Source organism: Streptomyces sp. NPDC047042, assembly GCF_040644035.1.
GTDB lineage: Bacteria > Actinomycetota > Actinomycetes > Streptomycetales > Streptomycetaceae > Streptomyces.
This window is the reverse complement of sequence record NZ_JBEYVP010000007.1, coordinates 295,480-309,699: the sequence shown is the minus strand read 5'-3', so window position 1 is coordinate 309,699 and position 14,220 is coordinate 295,480. Positions and strand designations below refer to the sequence as shown.

Genomic DNA, 14,220 nt, shown 5'->3' with positions numbered 1-14,220 from the left:
GCGCGGTGTGCTTCCGGCCCGGGCACCGTCCGCGGATGTTCTACAAGCTGCACGTCCACCGCGGCCGCAGGGGCGAGCCGAAGACCTTCACCTGGCGCGACTACCGGGACTTCATCCGCATGGTGCACCTGCAACTCGGCACCCCGGTGGTCTGGGTGTGAGACAACCTCAATGTGCACCTGCAGCAGGAGCTCTTCGACTTCTAATCGGAGCACAAGGACTGGCTGGCCATCTTCCACCTGCCGCCGTACGCGCCAGAACTCAATCCGCAGGAAGGCATCTGGAGCCTGCTCAAGAGGGCACTGGCCGACTTCGCCGCCGCCGACCTTACACACCTGACCCGGGTCATCAAGCGGAAGCTGAAGAAGATCCAGTACCGGCCGCACCTGATCGCCGGCTGCTTACCGACCACTGGTCTGAGCCTCGACGAGTTGATCGACGAACCGGACATCGCCAATTCAACCTGAGTAAAGAACGGCTCAACGGCTCCTAGCAACGTAACCAATGCCATGCACGCCAAGGCCAGACCAGCCCACGCGTTGAGATTCTGCAGGCCCAGGATGACGGTGGATGCAGCGGACAGTACAAGTGTCGCCACCTTGATGGCCGAGGCGCTTCGACCGAACCGCTTTTTCTTGCCGCGGGCATAGCCGTTGCCCTGACGAATCTTGTCCAGCAGGAGGGCGGCCACTTCCCTTGGGCTGAGACCGACACCTAGTCCGTCGTCCGGCTGCACCCCGCCCCCCAAGCTCTGTCGCCACCTTGCAGTTCGCCCCCGGCAGACGCTGCTTGACGTACCGCTCCCACCGTAGCCGCTCAACAGCGTCTACGACGGCGATGATCGTGTGGTCTAGGTGGCTCCGACGTAGTACTTCTGAGTGGGGGGTGGAATTGACCCACGACCTCTTCGTCCCGAAGCAACTCGGGTGGGCGGCTGGCCTTGGAGCGGCATGCCTCTCACCTGTTCGCGATGGTCGGCAGATGGGCGCCGTTGTCCGCCGCTGTCCTTCGACGTTGTCACACAGTTGGACACGGACGGCAAGCTGGCGGGAGCTTAGTCGCCCGCGAACCACAAGTAGCTGCCTGGGGTAGCCGCGCACTGTTCCAGCATCGCCGTGAGATCGTCCAGCGCCGCGAGGTGACGCTCGACAGTGCAACTCCGCCTCAAGTTGTGGATCTCATGGAGGGCGGCCGCGGCCTCCTGCTCGTTCATCAGCGTGTCCCCGTACGGATCGACGGCTGTGAGCCTCCCCGATACTCCGCGGAATTGGAGCGAGCCGAGTGCATCGGCCAGCGCGTCACCATGCCCGAAAGAGCTCCGCAGGAGTGTTGCGCGGGACTTGCGCCAGTTGTTGCGTGCCGGACGTGACGAGTGCAGCTCCAGATCAATCCCCATGCCTCATGATGACGCGCTGCGCCGCTGCACAGCCACAACCCCCGAGGACGACGGCCCGGGAGCGCTCGCGGGTGGCTGCTGGGGCCGCCTTTTAGCGTACAGGGGGACGAGATAATGCAGGGGCTGTAGCGCAGTTTTGTGCCCTTGCGTCAAGAGAGGATAAAGTTCAATAAAATAATTAGGCGGGTTGACGGGTTCCGCGCGCATTCACAGGCCAAGTGCATCTAGCAGGTAACTACGCTGGAAGCGTTAGTTCCGAAAGTCGCCGGGTAGCACCCTCGGCATGGCAGATGCAGCTCCTGACGAGGACCCCGCGGAACGTGCTGCGATCAATGAACGATTGTGGGCGCACAAAATCCACGAAGACAGCATGCTTTTCCAGCGGGGGAATCTGTTCCTCCTCGCACAATCACTCCTTGCTGTGGCCTACAGTGCGACGGCCAGTGCAAGTGGGCGAGAAAATGCCGCCAGAGTCATGTGCGCTTTTGGCATCGCGCTCACCCTCACTTGGCTTTACGTTGGCCACCGCCACCTGCTCTACGATCTCTCTTTGCAACGCCGAGTAGCTGCTCGGCTTCCAGACTTCGCTGAAACAGACCGCACGTGCCGACAGCGTGGTCTCAGCGCACTGCCCTGCATCGTCTACGGGTTGCCCTCTCTCTCCATCGTCATGTGGGTTGTGCTGGTATTCATCACCTGAACCCCGGCCCGCGCGACCGCGCCCACACCTGGACGGCAGTTGCCTTCTCCCCGCCGAAGCCCCAGAGTCGCCGGGCCTCGAATCAGCCGGCGACCTGAGGCGCCGCCCCCGGCGCAACCACCGACCGCCTGCGCCGCCGATCCCGTACCGGCCAGAACAGCACGTACGCCGTCGACACCGCCACGAAGCCCAGGCGGACCGAACCGCGCGCCGCGTCGTCCTGGACCGCGAAGACGCTGCCGTACAGGCTGATCAGGGCTATCCAGCTCCACCATGGCACCAGGCGGCGTTGGCCGACTACGTCCCACAGCAGGGTGCCCAGCAGGACCGACGCCGTGTAGTACGTGTAGACGCTGGGGTCCAGGGCTATGCGGACGTTGGCGCCGATCAGGACGACCGCCGGCCAGCGTCCGCGCCACACCGCCACGCAGCCCAGGGCCACTCCCGCGACGGCCTGCGCGGGGCGTACCCAGGGTGGGGTCACCGGGTCGCCCACCCCGAGGCGGCGCAGGGCGGACGCCGGCTGGTTGGGGATGACGAACTCGGCGGCTGCGAACGAGTGCGGGGCGCCCAGGAAGAAGGGAAGCCAGACGATCGCGACCAGGCCCACGCACCACAGGCCCGCCCTCAGCCACTGGTGTCTCGGCAGGGCGAGCAGGAGCGGGAGGAAGGCGACTGCCGTCGGCTTCGAGTCGACGGCGAGGGCGAGGAGGATGCCGGTCGTCGCCGCGTCGCCGCGGGTGAGGGAACGTACCGCCAGAGCCGTGAAGAAGAGGGCCAGGACATCGTCGAGGTGGCCGAAGCGGACCGCGACCTCGATCCACATCGGGATGAAGGCGAGGCCCGCGATCAGTACGCGTTGGCGCAGCCGCTGGTGGTTGGTGCCGGTGCCCAGGAAGTACTGGGCGGCGCTGCGGCCGGCCACCACCAGGATCACCAAGCCGAGGAGAGACATCGCGGCGGCTGCCAGGAACTGGCTGACGTGCTCGGGGAAAGGGTTCAGCAGGCCCGCCGCGAGGAAGCTGACGGGGCCCATCTGGAGTTCGGGGTGGTGGGCGTAGAGGTTCAGTCCGCCGTCGGGGCTGCCCGGGCGCTCGTAGATCAGCTCCCCGCCGGTGCGCAGATAGTGCCAGGAGAAGCCGCCGTGCGGCTCGACCAGGGCGAACCACAGGATCGTCCAGGCGGTGAGCAGTACGAGGTGCGTCCGCTGGCCCATGCCCGGCACGTTCTCTTCCGGTCCCTTCCGCTCGTTCCTCCTCCCCCTTCTTCTACAGAGGGTCGAACGGGGGTGCGGGTTCGCTGCGGAACCCGTGATTCAGCGCGATTCCCCGTGATTCGTTGTAATTCCCCGTGATTCTTGATCATTCCGGTGTGATTGGTCGTGAAATCGGATTTTCGGTACAACCCAAGCCCCCGGTCCGCTGTCTAACGGGTAATCAGAACCCACGGCACCACACCCGCGAAGGGGCTGTTCGGCATGCGTACACACCGAAAGATCGCCACCGCCACAACCACCGCTCTCGCCCTCACCTGCGCCCTCGGCGCGGCCGCGCTCACCGCTTCGACCGCCCAGGCGGCCACGCCGAGCGCGGGTACGCTCGTCGACGCGGCCAACGACCTCCGGTACGTGGGCAACCCCGGCCAGGTGAGCCGGCTGTCCGTCACGAGCGTGTTCGAGTCCCGCGACGGCGGGAACGACGCCTACTACATCCTCACCTTCCGCGACCGCGCCCCCATCACCATCGCCCCCAGCGCGGCGGAGGACTACGAGTGCGTGTATCCCTCGCCGGCGGATCGCACGGTCGCCCGCTGTGCCGTCCACATCCCGGTGGGAACCGACTTCACCGACATGTACTACATCGATCTGGGCGACGGCAATGACACCGTGACGATCCCCGCCGCCAACGACGTCTACGTCACGATCTTCGGGGGCAAGGGCAACGACACTCTGTACGGCAACAGTGCGTCGACGCTCTACGGGCAGGACGGGAACGACCGCACGGTCGGCGGAGACGGCCAATTTGGCAACGGAGCGCGCGGCGGCGCCGGGAACGACGTCATGACCGGCTGCGGGGGCGCGTGCTGGGGCGAGGCCGGGAACGACAAGATCATCGGCGTGGACAACAGGGTTCCCGGGGATTACGACCTTCTCGATGGTGGGGACGGCAACGACGTGGTGTACGGGAAGGGGGGTAACGACCTTCTCCGTGGCGGCAGGGGGAACGACCGGTTGTACGGGGAGAAGGGCAACGACACGATCTACGGCAACAGCGGCAACGACACGCTTTACGGTGGCCCGGGGCGAGACACCCTCTCGGGCGGGCCCGGAACCGACAGGGTTTACCAGAACTAGCTCCCCCTCTCCTCTCCGGCCCCATGATCCTTTAGTGCGGGCCGGAGGGGGTTGGTCGCGCAGTTCCCCGCGCCCCTTAGGGCTGCGCCCTCAGGGGTGCGCCCTCAGGGGCCCCCTCAGCCCAGATCCCCCAGCCCCCTCAACTCCGCGATGTCCTCGAACTCCCCCGGGCCGAGGAACATCAACTCCAGCGCGTCCTCCGCCACACCGTCACCACCCCTCCCGCCCTCCGGAGGAGCGTGCAGTGCCTGTTCCGTCCAGATGCACTTCCCCGTGGGGGTGTACCGCGTCCCCCAGCGTTGTGACAGCGCGGTGATCAGTTGCAGGCCCCTGCCGCCCTCGTCCGTCTCCGTCGCCCGGCGGATGCGCGGCATCGTCAGGCTGCCGTCGAAGACCTCGCAGATCAGTTCCGCGCCGTGCAGGAGGCGGAGTTGGACGGGGCCCTTGGCGTGTCGTACGACGTTGCCGACCAGTTCGCTGGCCAGGAGTTCCGTGGTCGGAGTGAGGTCGTCGAGGCCCCACGCCGAGAGTTGTTCGCGGACGTGGCGGCGGGCCTGGCCTGCCGCTCTCGGGTCCTCGGGGAGGGGCCAGGAGGCGACCCGGTCGCCGGTGAGCGCGTGCAGGCGGGCGACGAGGAGAGCCGCGTCGTCCGCGCTCGGCTGCTCGGCGGGGAGGAGGCCCGTGGTGAGCGTGTCGCAGAGGGCCTCGAGGTCGCCTTCCGTGCCGGCTTCGTACGCGCCCCGAAGGAGACGGGCCAGTTGCCCCATGCCCTCGTCGATCTCCCGTTTCGACGACTCGACCAGGCCGTCCGTGTAGAGGACCAGCAGGCTGCCTTCCGGGATCCGCAACTCGACTGTCTCGAAAGGGGGTTCGGCCGCGCCGAGTGGTGGGTCCGCGGTCAGGGCCGGGAAGTACACCGTGCCGTCGGGGTGGACGACCGCCGGCGGGGGATGGCCCGCCCGGGTGATGGAGCAGGTCTGGGTGATCGAGTCGTAGAGGGCGTACAGGCAGGTGGCGTACGACTCCTCGCCCATGTTGCCGACGATGTCGTTGAGGTGGCTCATGATCTCGTCGGGGGGCAGCTCGAGGTCGGCGAGCGTGTGGACGGCGGTGCGCAGCCGGCCCATGGTCGCCGCCTGGGGCAGGCCGTGGCCCATGACGTCGCCGACGACGAGGGCGACCTGGCCGCCGGAGAGCGGGATGATGTCGTACCAGTCGCCGCCGACGCCCATGCCCTGGGCGGCGGGGAGGTAGCGGGCGGCGGCCGTACAGGCCGGCAGGTCGGGCAACTCGCGTGGCAGCAAGCCCCGTTGGAGTTCGCGGGAGCGGCTGTACTCGGCGTCGTAGAGGCGGGCCCGGTCCAGGGCCTGGGCGACGAGGGCGCTGATCGTGGTGAGGAGGGTGCGCTCCTCCTCGGTGTGGCCGCGCGGGCGGTCCCAGCTGACCGAGCAGACTCCGAAGGTGCGGCCGGACACGGTCAGCGGCAGGAACGCCCACGCCTGTTTGCCGCTGAGCTCGGGCAGGTCGGCCAGGTCGGGATAGTGGGCGACGAACTCCTCCGGGGACGAGAAGAACACGGGGGTCTCGGTGCTGATCGCATCGAAGCTGGGCCAGCCGTGCGTCAGTTGGCTGTTGTCGATCCTGGCGAGGAACTCGTCCGTGTAGCCGATGGCTCCGACGGTGTAGAGGTGGTCGTCCTCGATGGTCTGGACGATCAGGCCGGCGGCGGCGACCGGCGGCATGACGCGCCGGCCGACCGCGTCGACGACGTCCCGCGAGGTCGTCGCCTTGGCGAGGGCGGCGGTCAACTCCGCTATGCGGGCGGCACGTTCGGACGCGGCGCGTTCGGCGGCCCGCCGCTCCTCCTCGTGCCGCCGCTTCTCGGTGACGTCCTGGAAGTAGAGGGTGCGGCCGTCGGGGCCCGGCACCAGCCGCAGGTGGTAGCGGCGTCCGGTGCCGGGCACGCGTATGTCGAATCCGGCCGGTCTGTCCTCGGCGGCGGCCTTCCGGCAGCGTCTTTCCAGACCGGGCAGCTGCCGTACGGTCGGCAGGTCCCACAGGACGCGTCCGAACAGTTCCTCCTCGGAGAGGCCGAGGGTGCGTTCGGCCTCGAGGTTGGCGTAGGTGATCCGCCAGTTGTCGTCGACCGCGAGGAAGCCGTCGCTCATGTGCCGCAGGGCGCGGCCGAGCGCGTCCCGGGCGGTGCGCTTCTCGTTGCTGTCCCAGCCCATGCCGATCAGGCGCAGGGGCTCGCCGTTCTCGTCGTACGTCGCCCGGCCGCGCGCCTGGTGCCAGCCGTACGTGCCGTCCAGGCCCCGTACGCGGTACTCGGCCTCGAACACCGAGTGGCCGCGGATCGCCCGGTCGACGAGCGCGAGGGTGGGGCCCAGGTCGTCGGGGTGGACGCAGCGCATCCAGTTCTCGACGCGGGCGGTGTACTCCTCGGGGCGGGTGCCGTACAGCTCCATCGCGGCTTCGTCCCAGATCAGTTCACCGGTGGCGATGTGCCAGTCCCAGGAGCCGACCCGGACCTCCTTCAGTGCCTGGCGCAGCCGGTCGCCGCTCATCTCCGAGTGCACGGGACCGGCGGGCAGGGGCGCCTGTTCCATGCGTTCCTCGGTCCAGGCGACGACCTCCCGCAGGAACTCCCAGTGGGCGGAGGTCGGTTCACCGTGGTCGCCGGTGATGACGGTGAGGGCGCCGATGCTGCGTTCGTCGCGGATGACGGGCACGGCGGCGAGTCCGCTGCCGGGGATGGGAGCGCTGGAGGGGCAGATGGGCACGGTGGGGTCGACGCTGTCGTCCGCCACCCCGGGTATCCACACGCCCCGGCCTGCGTGGTTGCCCTCGTACAGGGCGCGGGCGGGGGCCAGCGGGCCCTCCTGGTCGATGATCTCCCACGGTCCGGTCAGCGCGGTGGGTAATCCGGTGGCCGACACCAGGCGCAGGGCCGACATCGGGCCCCGGAGATGAATCGTTCCCCCGAGCGCGCCCAACTCGGCCACCGAGTGCTGGAGAGCCAGGCGGAAGACCTCGCTCTCGGCGACTCCGTGATCAACCGAGCCGAGCAGTGCCAGCCGTGCGTTCATACTTGAAGTTTTACCGTTCGAATGGCACTTCAAGCGACACTTTGCAGGAAACTCACGATCACCTCTGGCCACCTTCACCCGCCTGCGGGGGCGGTCGACAGGCGGTCAACCTGCGGGTGTTCGGGGCGGGTTGTGTGTCATACGGCCGTCATGGCCGCCATGTACCGTGCGTTGAAGGACAGTTGAGCTTTGAACGTAACTGACTGTCGAGGACTTCATATCTGAGGTTCCGTCCAGAGGATCTCTCCGAGGAGTGGCATGGACATCGGCGTTTTCATCCCCATCGGCAACAACGGCTGGCTGATCTCGAAGAGTTCGCCCCAGTACATGCCGAGCTTCGAGCTCAACAAGGCGATCGTGCAGAAGGCGGAGGCCCATGACCTGGACTTCGCGCTCTCCATGATCAAGCTGAAGGGATTCGGCGGCGAGACGGAGTTCTGGGACCACAACCTGGAGTCCTTCACCCTGATGGCGGGCCTGGCGGCGGTCACGGACCGCATCAAGCTCTACGCGTCCACCCCCATCCTGGCCCTGCCCCCGGCGATCGTCGCCCGGATGGCGGTCACCGTCGACTCGATCGCCCCCGGCCGCTTCGGCATCAACATCGTGACCGGCTGGGCCCCCGGCGAGTACGCCCAGATGGGCCTGTGGCCCGGCGACGACCACTTCGGCAACCGCTACGCGCGCGCCGTCGAGTACGTCACCGTGATGAAGGACCTGTGGCGCGACGGCGTCAGCAACTTCAAGGGCGAGTTCTACGAGATGGACGACTGCGTCCTCTCCCCGCGCCCGGCGAACGGGCACATCGACATCGTCGCCGCCGGCCAGAGCGGCACCGGCATGAAGTTCGCCGCAGAGCACGCCGAGTACAACTTCATCCTGGGCAGCGGGGTCAACACCCCGACCGCGCTGTCCGGCAGCACGGCGACGCTGGCGGAGGAGGCGCAGCGGACCGGAAGAGACGTGGGAGCCCTCTCCCTATTCATGATCATCTCGGCCGAGACCGACGAAAAGGCCCAGGCCAAGTGGCAGGACTACCACGACAACGCCGACCGCGCGGCGCTCGCCTACATGGCCGGCGAGACGGAGGCGGACACGACGTCCACGGGCACCTCGACGGCCCGCACGATCGCGCTGCCGGAGGGCGCGGTCAACTTCAACATGGGCACGCTGGTCGGCTCGTACGAGAGCGTGGCGCGGATGCTCGACGAGGTCGCCGGGGTGGCCGGCACCAAGGGCATCATGCTGGTCTTCGACGACTTCCTGGAGGGCCTGGAGGACTTCGGGACCCGCATCCAGCCGCTGATGAAGTCCCGGGCGGGGAGGGGGAGTTCGGAGTGAGCCCAGCGGGCGGTGGTGCCGGGGAGGATCGGGCCGAGGACGCTCGTGGCGAGCAGGACCGGGCCGAGGAGGACTACGAACGCGCCGGTCTCGGCGGGCAGTTGAGCCCCGGCACCGCCCCCGCCCTGCTCCTCGTGGACCCGGCCCGGGCGTACGTCGATCCCGCCTGTCCCCTCTACGCGGGGGCGGGCGCGGAGGGCGCCGCCGAGGCGATGCGAGGGCTGCTCTCCCTCGCCCGCCGGGCCGGGATCCCGGTCATCGTGACGCGCGTGGTGCTGCGCCCCGACGGCCGCGACGGAGGCGTCTTCTACCGCAAGGTGCCGAGCCTGCGGGTGTTCGCCGAGGGCAGCCCGTACGCGGAGTTCATCGAGGGCCTGGCCCCGGCCGCCGACGAACTGACGGTGACGAAGCAGTACCCGAGCGCCTTCTTCGGCACCGCCCTGTCCACGTATCTCACCTCCCACGGCATCGACACCCTCCTCATCGCGGGCCTGACGACCAGCGGCTGCGTACGGGCCACGGCGCTGGACGCCATGCAGCACGGGTTCGTCCCGGTGGTCGTCGAGGAGGCGGTCGGCGACCGGGACGCGGGCGTCCACGCGGCAAACCTGTTCGACATCCGGCACAAGATCGGTGAGGTTTGGGGGGTGGGCCGGGTGACGGAGTACCTGTCCCCGGGCGCGATCTAGCAGGGGTTGGCAGAGGTTGGCAGGGGAGGGAGACGCGGTGAACGGGGACGGGCGGGCGCCGGTGTTCCTGACCTCGGGGCAGCGGACGAGTACGACGGTGCTGCTCGCGGAGGCGGCGGCCGGCCGGGGGATGACGGTCCGGTCGCTCGCCGAGGCAGGCGCCCCGAGTCGTTCGGCCGCCGAGGCGGTGCACTGGTACGGGGGACCGCTCGCGTACGACCAGCGGGTCGCCGGTGTGCTCGACCTCGCCCTGCTGGAGCCCTCCGACGACTGGCTCGCGGTGCTGCCGGAGGAGTTCACGGGCCGGCGCGTACGACTGACGACACTCGCGGAGGCGTGGCGGATCGGGCACCCGGTGTTCGCCAAGCCGCCCAGCGCCAAGTCGTTCCCGGCGGCGGTGTACGCCGACGGTTCGCGGCTTCCCCGTACGGGCGACGGCGTGGGCCCGGACACGCCCGTGCTGGTGTCGGACATCGTCACGTTCGCCGTCGAGTACCGCCTGTTCGTACTCGACGGACGGGTGACGGCGGGCAGCCGGTACGCGGTGTACGGGCGGCTCGATCCCGCGCCCCTCGACGGGGACGTGCACGAGCCGGACGTACTCCGCTTCGCGGACCGCCTCCTCACCGGGCAGGGGCACACCCTGCCGAGCGCGATCACCGTCGACATCGGCCTCGTCCAGGATCCCGACCGGGGAGGGCACGAGCAGTGGGCCGTGGTGGAGGCCAACATGCCCTGGTTCTCGCACAGTTACGCGGCCCGGGTCGAGGGAGTCCTCGACGTCGTACTGCGGGCGGCGGGGCCCCGGGGGTGGGTCGGCCGGGAGGACGAACGGTTCGTGCGGGGCGCGGCGGCGGTTCAGGCGACGTTGAAGTCCGCCGCCTTCGTCAGCAGCTTCGAGTCGCCGTCCTTCGAGGTGGCCAGGACCGCGACGTGCCACGCGCCACGCGGGGACGACTCCGCGTCGGCCCCGGTGACGGGAACCGTGTAGACGCAGCGCACGGTGTCGCCGCCGGACGGCTTGCACTTGGCCGACTCCACGGAGGCCATGTCCTTGGCCGTGATCCCCTTCTTGGCGAAGGGCGAGTTCGCCGGCCAGGCCAGGACCTTGACGTCCTTGACGCCGGAGGACGCCGTGACGTCGGTGGTGAAGGTCAGCGAGCCGTCGCGGTCACCGGCGGGGGCCGTGTAACGGGCGGCGCTGTGCGCCACGGAGGGAGGCTGCTCACCGGCGTAGGCGAGGGCGAAGGCCCCGGCACCACCGAGAACGACGACACCGGAAGCAACGGCCAGAACGATACGACGCGACATGAGATTTCCCCCTGAGATTCGGCTGGTCGGCCTGGCGCTGTTGGCTGCGCCGTTGCGCCAATCCTGGCCGCGCGGCGGGCCGTGGGGTATGAGCGCACGTACTCAACTCCGTGCTGAGTAGAGGCTGTCAGGCACCCAGGAACGCACTCAGTCAGGCACTCGGGTAGGCCTTCACGCGGCGGAGCCCAGGACCCTCGCGGTGAGGTTCGCCAGCTGTGCGCGCATCCTCTCCCTTGGCACGCCCTCCCGTCCGGCCAGGTGCTCGACGAGATCGGCGCGGACCGCCGCGAGCAGGGTGTGGGCGGTGAAGTCGTTGTCGGTCAGACCTGGGATCTCGTCCAGTACGCCCCGGAGCAGGCCGTGCCAGCGGCCATAGTGCTCCGCCTCGTACGGGCTGCCGCTGCCGCTCTCCTCCAGGGCCAGCGCGAGCCGGCGGTTGTCGAGCTTGAAGCACAGGAGGGCGTCGAGCAGGGCGGGCACGCGCAGCCGTGGCGGAGTGGTGGGCCCCAGGGGTGGCGGTCCGCTTTCGACGGCCTCCCTGATCGGTTCGAGCCGCGCTTCGTACAGGGCGCGGAGCAGCCCGGCGCGGTCGCCGAAGGCGCGAAAGAGGGTTCCCTTGCCGACCCCGGCGGCGGCCGCGACCTCGGCCATCGTGACGTCCTCGGCCCCTTCCGAACGCGCGAAGAGGACATCGGCGGCCGCCAGAACGGCCTCCCGGTTACGGACGGCGTCCTCACGGGGCTTGCGCTCGGGCATACGTGTCCTCCGGTTGCCCAGGTTGATAAACGGACCCCGGGTCCGTATCGTCGCCGAAGCGGACCCCGGGTCCGCATTCTATGAGACGTACCGGGATCGAGACGTACGCGACCGAGACGTACGAGATGGAGGTTCCCCATGTCCGCAGCGGCTTCACCCGCTTCACCCGCTTCACCCGCTTCACCGGCGGATCTCTACCGCCACAGCCTGCGACTGCTGCTCGACAAGGACATCCCCGCCTGGGTCGCCCTGTGGGACGAGGACGGGGTCATGGAGTTCCCCTTCGCGCCCGACGGCTGGCCCAAGCGCCTGGACGGCAGGGAGGCCGTCGCCGACTACATGCGCTCGTACCCCGACCACATCGAACTGCACGACTTTCCCGACCTGACGATCCACGAGACCCTCGATCCGCAGGTCATCGTGGTCGAGATGCGGGGCGTGGGCCGGCTGGTGGGGACCGGCGGGCCGTTCGACATGACGTACATCGCCGTCGTGACCTTCCGGGACGGGCTCATCACCTCCTACCGCGACTACTGGAACCCGCTCGCGGTCCTCGACCCCGCCACCGGCTTCACCGGGACCGCCTAATGACCGCCACCGGCACCACTCTCGTCATCGGCGCCACGGGCACCACCGGCAGTCGCACCGCCGCGCAACTGACGGCCGGCGGTCACCGTGTCAGGGCCGCGAGCAGAGCGGCGGGCGTACGCGGTTCGGCGCGGGTCTCGTTCGACTGGTACGACCCCGCCACGCACACCGCCGCCCTCGACGGAGTCGACCGCGTCTACCTCGTCCCGCCCGTGGGCGACCCCGATCCGGCGGCGGTCATGCTGCCGTTCCTCCGGCGGGCCCGCGCCGCCGGGGTGCGGCGCGCGGTGCTGCTGAGTTCCTCGGCCATCCCCGAGGGCGGCCCGGCGGTGGGAAAGGTGCACCAGGCGCTGCCCGGGCTGTTCGACCAGTGGGCGGTCCTGCGGCCCTCGTGGTTCATGCAGAACTTCACCGGCTCGCACGCGCACGCCGCCGGCATCCGTGAACACGGCACCCTCTGGAGCGCGACCGGCGACGGCCGGGTCGGTTTCGTCGACGCCGACGACATCGCGGCCGTCGCCGTGCGCGCCCTGACCGACGAACACGCCCCCGACACCGACCTCGTCATCACCGGCCCGGAGACTCTCGGCTACGACGACATCGCCGCGATCACCACGGAGGTCACCGGCCGGCCCGTGACGCACCGCCGACTGTCGTACGAGGAGATGCGCGACCACCTCACCCGCACGGCCCGGATACCGCCGGAGTTCGCCTCCATGCTGGCCGGCATGGACCGAGCCATCGCGGAGGGGTCGGAGGACCGGGTCACCGACACCGTCCAGCGCCTCACCGGCCGGCCGCCGCGCACATTCCGCGCCCTCCTCCTCAGCCGGTCACCGACAGGACCAGCAATGTGACGAGCAGGGCGACGACGACCGCCGCCGCGGCGATCCCCACCAGCCGGAGGACCCGCTGCTTCGCCGGACGCCGGACGACCTTGAGGGTGGCGCTCCCCGACCGTTCGGGGAACGCGAAGTACACCCAGTCCGGATCCGCGTCGACCGTGACGCGGGCGACGGGCAGATAGCGCAGGGTCGCCAGGCGCGTCACCTCCCGCTCCGCGAGCGCCAGTTGGCGTTCGACCTGGCCGCGAAGCGTTTCCGGCAGGTCGGCCGGAAGCTTGTCGGTGACCCTGCGCAGGCGCTCCTCGCGCCAGCCCGCACGCCACTGGGTGAGCAATCGGAGATGGGCAGGCGCCGCGACCCGTTCCTGTTCCGACTCCACGGGGTGGGTGATCCGTGCCTCGATGAACGTGGTGAAGAAGCCGGTGCCCTCGCACGGCTTGTGCCGCACGCGTTTCGCGCCGTTGCACGCCTCGCACTTGCGGCGTCGTTTCCCGTCGCAGACCGGGCAGGTCATCGTCTGGAAGCCGACGCACTTGGGGCAGGCCGACTTCGGGGCGGCGCAGCGCCTGCACCAGTCGGTTCGCGGCGACGCGTTCGGGGGCGGCTTGCGGCTGCCCCGCCTGCGGCTTCCGCCGCCGCCGCACGACCAGCACGAGTCGCTGCCACCGCCGCAGCCGTCGCACGCCACGACGTCCGGGCAGTCCTGCGTGCCGCTTCCGCCGCAGGTGTCGCAGTCCCTTTTCCCCGCCGCGCAGTCCGGGCACGGCCCCTCGGCGACCGAGCCCGCGAGCACGAGTCGCACCGGGGGTGTGGGTTGGAAGCCGGCGGGCACCGGGACGTGATGGGTGGCGAGGTCGGTGTAGGAAGGCCGCCTGGCGATCTGCTTCAGCTTCTTCCCGGGCACCCGTTCCGGCACGCCCGGATGCCGCTCCTCGAACCGCCGGTCGATACGGAACTCGAGCAACGGCTGCCGGGACAGCTCAGCGGTACCGGGAGCCACCAGCCGTACGGGGTTGCCCCGCCCGGAAAGGTAGCGCTCGACGGCCTGGAGCACCTCTTCGTCGGACGGGACCTCCGGCGACCTGGACGACTCCGACGACTTGGCGGGCTCGGACGGCTCGGAAGATGGCGTGGCCAACCCTGCTCCCCTGG

At 69.3% G+C, this 14,220-nt stretch carries 13 protein-coding genes and 1 pseudogene; 8 read left to right on the top strand and 6 right to left on the bottom strand.

The features are described 5' to 3' along the window. Nucleotides 1-224: 224 nt before the first annotated feature. Nucleotides 225-467, top strand: a complete 243-nt coding sequence (locus ABZ855_RS10620) for a transposase (protein ID WP_360804216.1) — start codon at nucleotides 225-227, stop codon at nucleotides 465-467. Nucleotides 468-1,054: 587 nt separating this feature from the next. Here the strand turns inward: ABZ855_RS10620 and ABZ855_RS10615 are convergent. Beyond that, entirely contained in the window at nucleotides 1,055-1,213 is a 159-nt protein-coding gene (locus ABZ855_RS10615; protein WP_360804145.1) for a hypothetical protein, read from the bottom strand. Nucleotides 1,214-1,679: 466 nt separating this feature from the next. Here ABZ855_RS10615 and ABZ855_RS10610 point away from each other — a divergent pair, with 466 nt between their 5' ends. Beyond that, the gene (locus ABZ855_RS10610; RefSeq protein WP_360804142.1) at nucleotides 1,680-2,096 is read left to right on the top strand and encodes a hypothetical protein; all 417 of its coding nucleotides are present in this window, start codon (nucleotides 1,680-1,682) and stop codon (nucleotides 2,094-2,096) included. Between the two features lie 82 nt (nucleotides 2,097-2,178). On the opposite strand, the gene ABZ855_RS10605 is transcribed toward ABZ855_RS10610, so the two are convergent. Further along, nucleotides 2,179-3,312, bottom strand: a complete 1,134-nt coding sequence (locus ABZ855_RS10605; protein ID WP_360804138.1) for a hypothetical protein — start codon at nucleotides 3,310-3,312, stop codon at nucleotides 2,179-2,181. A 261-nt stretch (nucleotides 3,313-3,573) separates the two neighbouring features. On the opposite strand from ABZ855_RS10605, the gene ABZ855_RS10600 reads away from it, so the two are divergent. Then, nucleotides 3,574-4,449, top strand: a complete 876-nt coding sequence (locus ABZ855_RS10600) for a calcium-binding protein (protein ID WP_360804136.1) — start codon at nucleotides 3,574-3,576, stop codon at nucleotides 4,447-4,449. Between the two features lie 116 nt (nucleotides 4,450-4,565). Here the strand turns inward: ABZ855_RS10600 and ABZ855_RS10595 are convergent, their stop codons facing one another. After that, on the bottom strand, nucleotides 4,566-7,538 hold the full coding sequence (locus tag ABZ855_RS10595; RefSeq protein WP_360804132.1) for a SpoIIE family protein phosphatase: 2,973 nt from the start codon (nucleotides 7,536-7,538) through the stop codon (nucleotides 4,566-4,568). A 258-nt stretch (nucleotides 7,539-7,796) separates the two neighbouring features. Between ABZ855_RS10595 and rutA the strand changes: the two genes are divergently transcribed. From rutA to ABZ855_RS10580, 3 genes and pseudogenes are all read left to right on the top strand, one after another. Then, complete coding sequence (gene rutA, locus ABZ855_RS10590; RefSeq protein WP_360804129.1) at nucleotides 7,797-8,879, top strand: pyrimidine utilization protein A; 1,083 nt, start codon at nucleotides 7,797-7,799, stop codon at nucleotides 8,877-8,879. Further along, nucleotides 8,876-9,568, top strand: a complete 693-nt coding sequence (locus ABZ855_RS10585) for an isochorismatase family protein (RefSeq protein WP_360804126.1) — start codon at nucleotides 8,876-8,878, stop codon at nucleotides 9,566-9,568. The genes rutA and ABZ855_RS10585 overlap by 4 nt, the downstream gene beginning before the upstream one ends. 130 nt (nucleotides 9,569-9,698) lie before the next feature. Then, nucleotides 9,699-10,337, top strand: a pseudogene (locus tag ABZ855_RS10580) (ATP-grasp domain-containing protein); the annotation flags it as partial. Nucleotides 10,338-10,426: 89 nt separating this feature from the next. Here the strand turns inward: ABZ855_RS10580 and ABZ855_RS10575 are convergent. Together ABZ855_RS10575 and ABZ855_RS10570 are read right to left on the bottom strand one after the other, a co-directional pair. Beyond that, nucleotides 10,427-10,879: a DUF5707 domain-containing protein gene (locus ABZ855_RS10575; protein WP_360804123.1), complete on the bottom strand. Its 453-nt coding sequence runs from the start codon at nucleotides 10,877-10,879 to the stop codon at nucleotides 10,427-10,429. Between the two features lie 171 nt (nucleotides 10,880-11,050). After that, nucleotides 11,051-11,635: a TetR family transcriptional regulator gene (locus ABZ855_RS10570; RefSeq protein ID WP_360804120.1), complete on the bottom strand. Its 585-nt coding sequence runs from the start codon at nucleotides 11,633-11,635 to the stop codon at nucleotides 11,051-11,053. A 138-nt stretch (nucleotides 11,636-11,773) separates the two neighbouring features. Here ABZ855_RS10570 and ABZ855_RS10565 point away from each other — a divergent pair, with 138 nt between their 5' ends. Both ABZ855_RS10565 and ABZ855_RS10560 read left to right on the top strand, forming a co-directional pair. Continuing rightward, on the top strand, nucleotides 11,774-12,223 hold the full coding sequence (locus tag ABZ855_RS10565; RefSeq protein WP_360804117.1) for a nuclear transport factor 2 family protein: 450 nt from the start codon (nucleotides 11,774-11,776) through the stop codon (nucleotides 12,221-12,223). Further along, nucleotides 12,223-13,080, top strand: a complete 858-nt coding sequence (locus tag ABZ855_RS10560; RefSeq protein WP_360804114.1) for an NmrA family NAD(P)-binding protein — start codon at nucleotides 12,223-12,225, stop codon at nucleotides 13,078-13,080. Before ABZ855_RS10565 ends, ABZ855_RS10560 begins: the two co-directional genes overlap by 1 nt. Here ABZ855_RS10560 and ABZ855_RS10555 read toward each other — a convergent pair. Beyond that, nucleotides 13,049-14,206: a hypothetical protein gene (locus tag ABZ855_RS10555; protein WP_360804111.1), complete on the bottom strand. Its 1,158-nt coding sequence runs from the start codon at nucleotides 14,204-14,206 to the stop codon at nucleotides 13,049-13,051. The genes ABZ855_RS10560 and ABZ855_RS10555 overlap by 32 nt on opposite strands. Nucleotides 14,207-14,220: the final 14 nt, after the last annotated feature.

What these genes read in the sequence shown, in the direction of transcription:
- ABZ855_RS10615 (WP_360804145.1), bottom strand. Translation starts at nt 1,213, where the DNA reads ATGAACGAGCAGGAGGCCGCGGCCGCCCTCCATGAGATCCACAACTTG.
- ABZ855_RS10610 (WP_360804142.1), top strand. Translation starts at nt 1,680, where the DNA reads ATGGCAGATGCAGCTCCTGACGAGGACCCCGCGGAACGTGCTGCGATC.
- ABZ855_RS10605 (WP_360804138.1), bottom strand. Translation starts at nt 3,312, where the DNA reads ATGGGCCAGCGGACGCACCTCGTACTGCTCACCGCCTGGACGATCCTG.
- ABZ855_RS10600 (WP_360804136.1), top strand. Translation starts at nt 3,574, where the DNA reads ATGCGTACACACCGAAAGATCGCCACCGCCACAACCACCGCTCTCGCC.
- ABZ855_RS10595 (WP_360804132.1), bottom strand. Translation starts at nt 7,538, where the DNA reads ATGAACGCACGGCTGGCACTGCTCGGCTCGGTTGATCACGGAGTCGCC.
- rutA (WP_360804129.1), top strand. Translation starts at nt 7,797, where the DNA reads ATGGACATCGGCGTTTTCATCCCCATCGGCAACAACGGCTGGCTGATC.
- ABZ855_RS10575 (WP_360804123.1), bottom strand. Translation starts at nt 10,879, where the DNA reads ATGTCGCGTCGTATCGTTCTGGCCGTTGCTTCCGGTGTCGTCGTTCTC.
- ABZ855_RS10570 (WP_360804120.1), bottom strand. Translation starts at nt 11,635, where the DNA reads ATGCCCGAGCGCAAGCCCCGTGAGGACGCCGTCCGTAACCGGGAGGCC.
- ABZ855_RS10565 (WP_360804117.1), top strand. Translation starts at nt 11,774, where the DNA reads ATGTCCGCAGCGGCTTCACCCGCTTCACCCGCTTCACCCGCTTCACCG.
- ABZ855_RS10560 (WP_360804114.1), top strand. Translation starts at nt 12,223, where the DNA reads ATGACCGCCACCGGCACCACTCTCGTCATCGGCGCCACGGGCACCACC.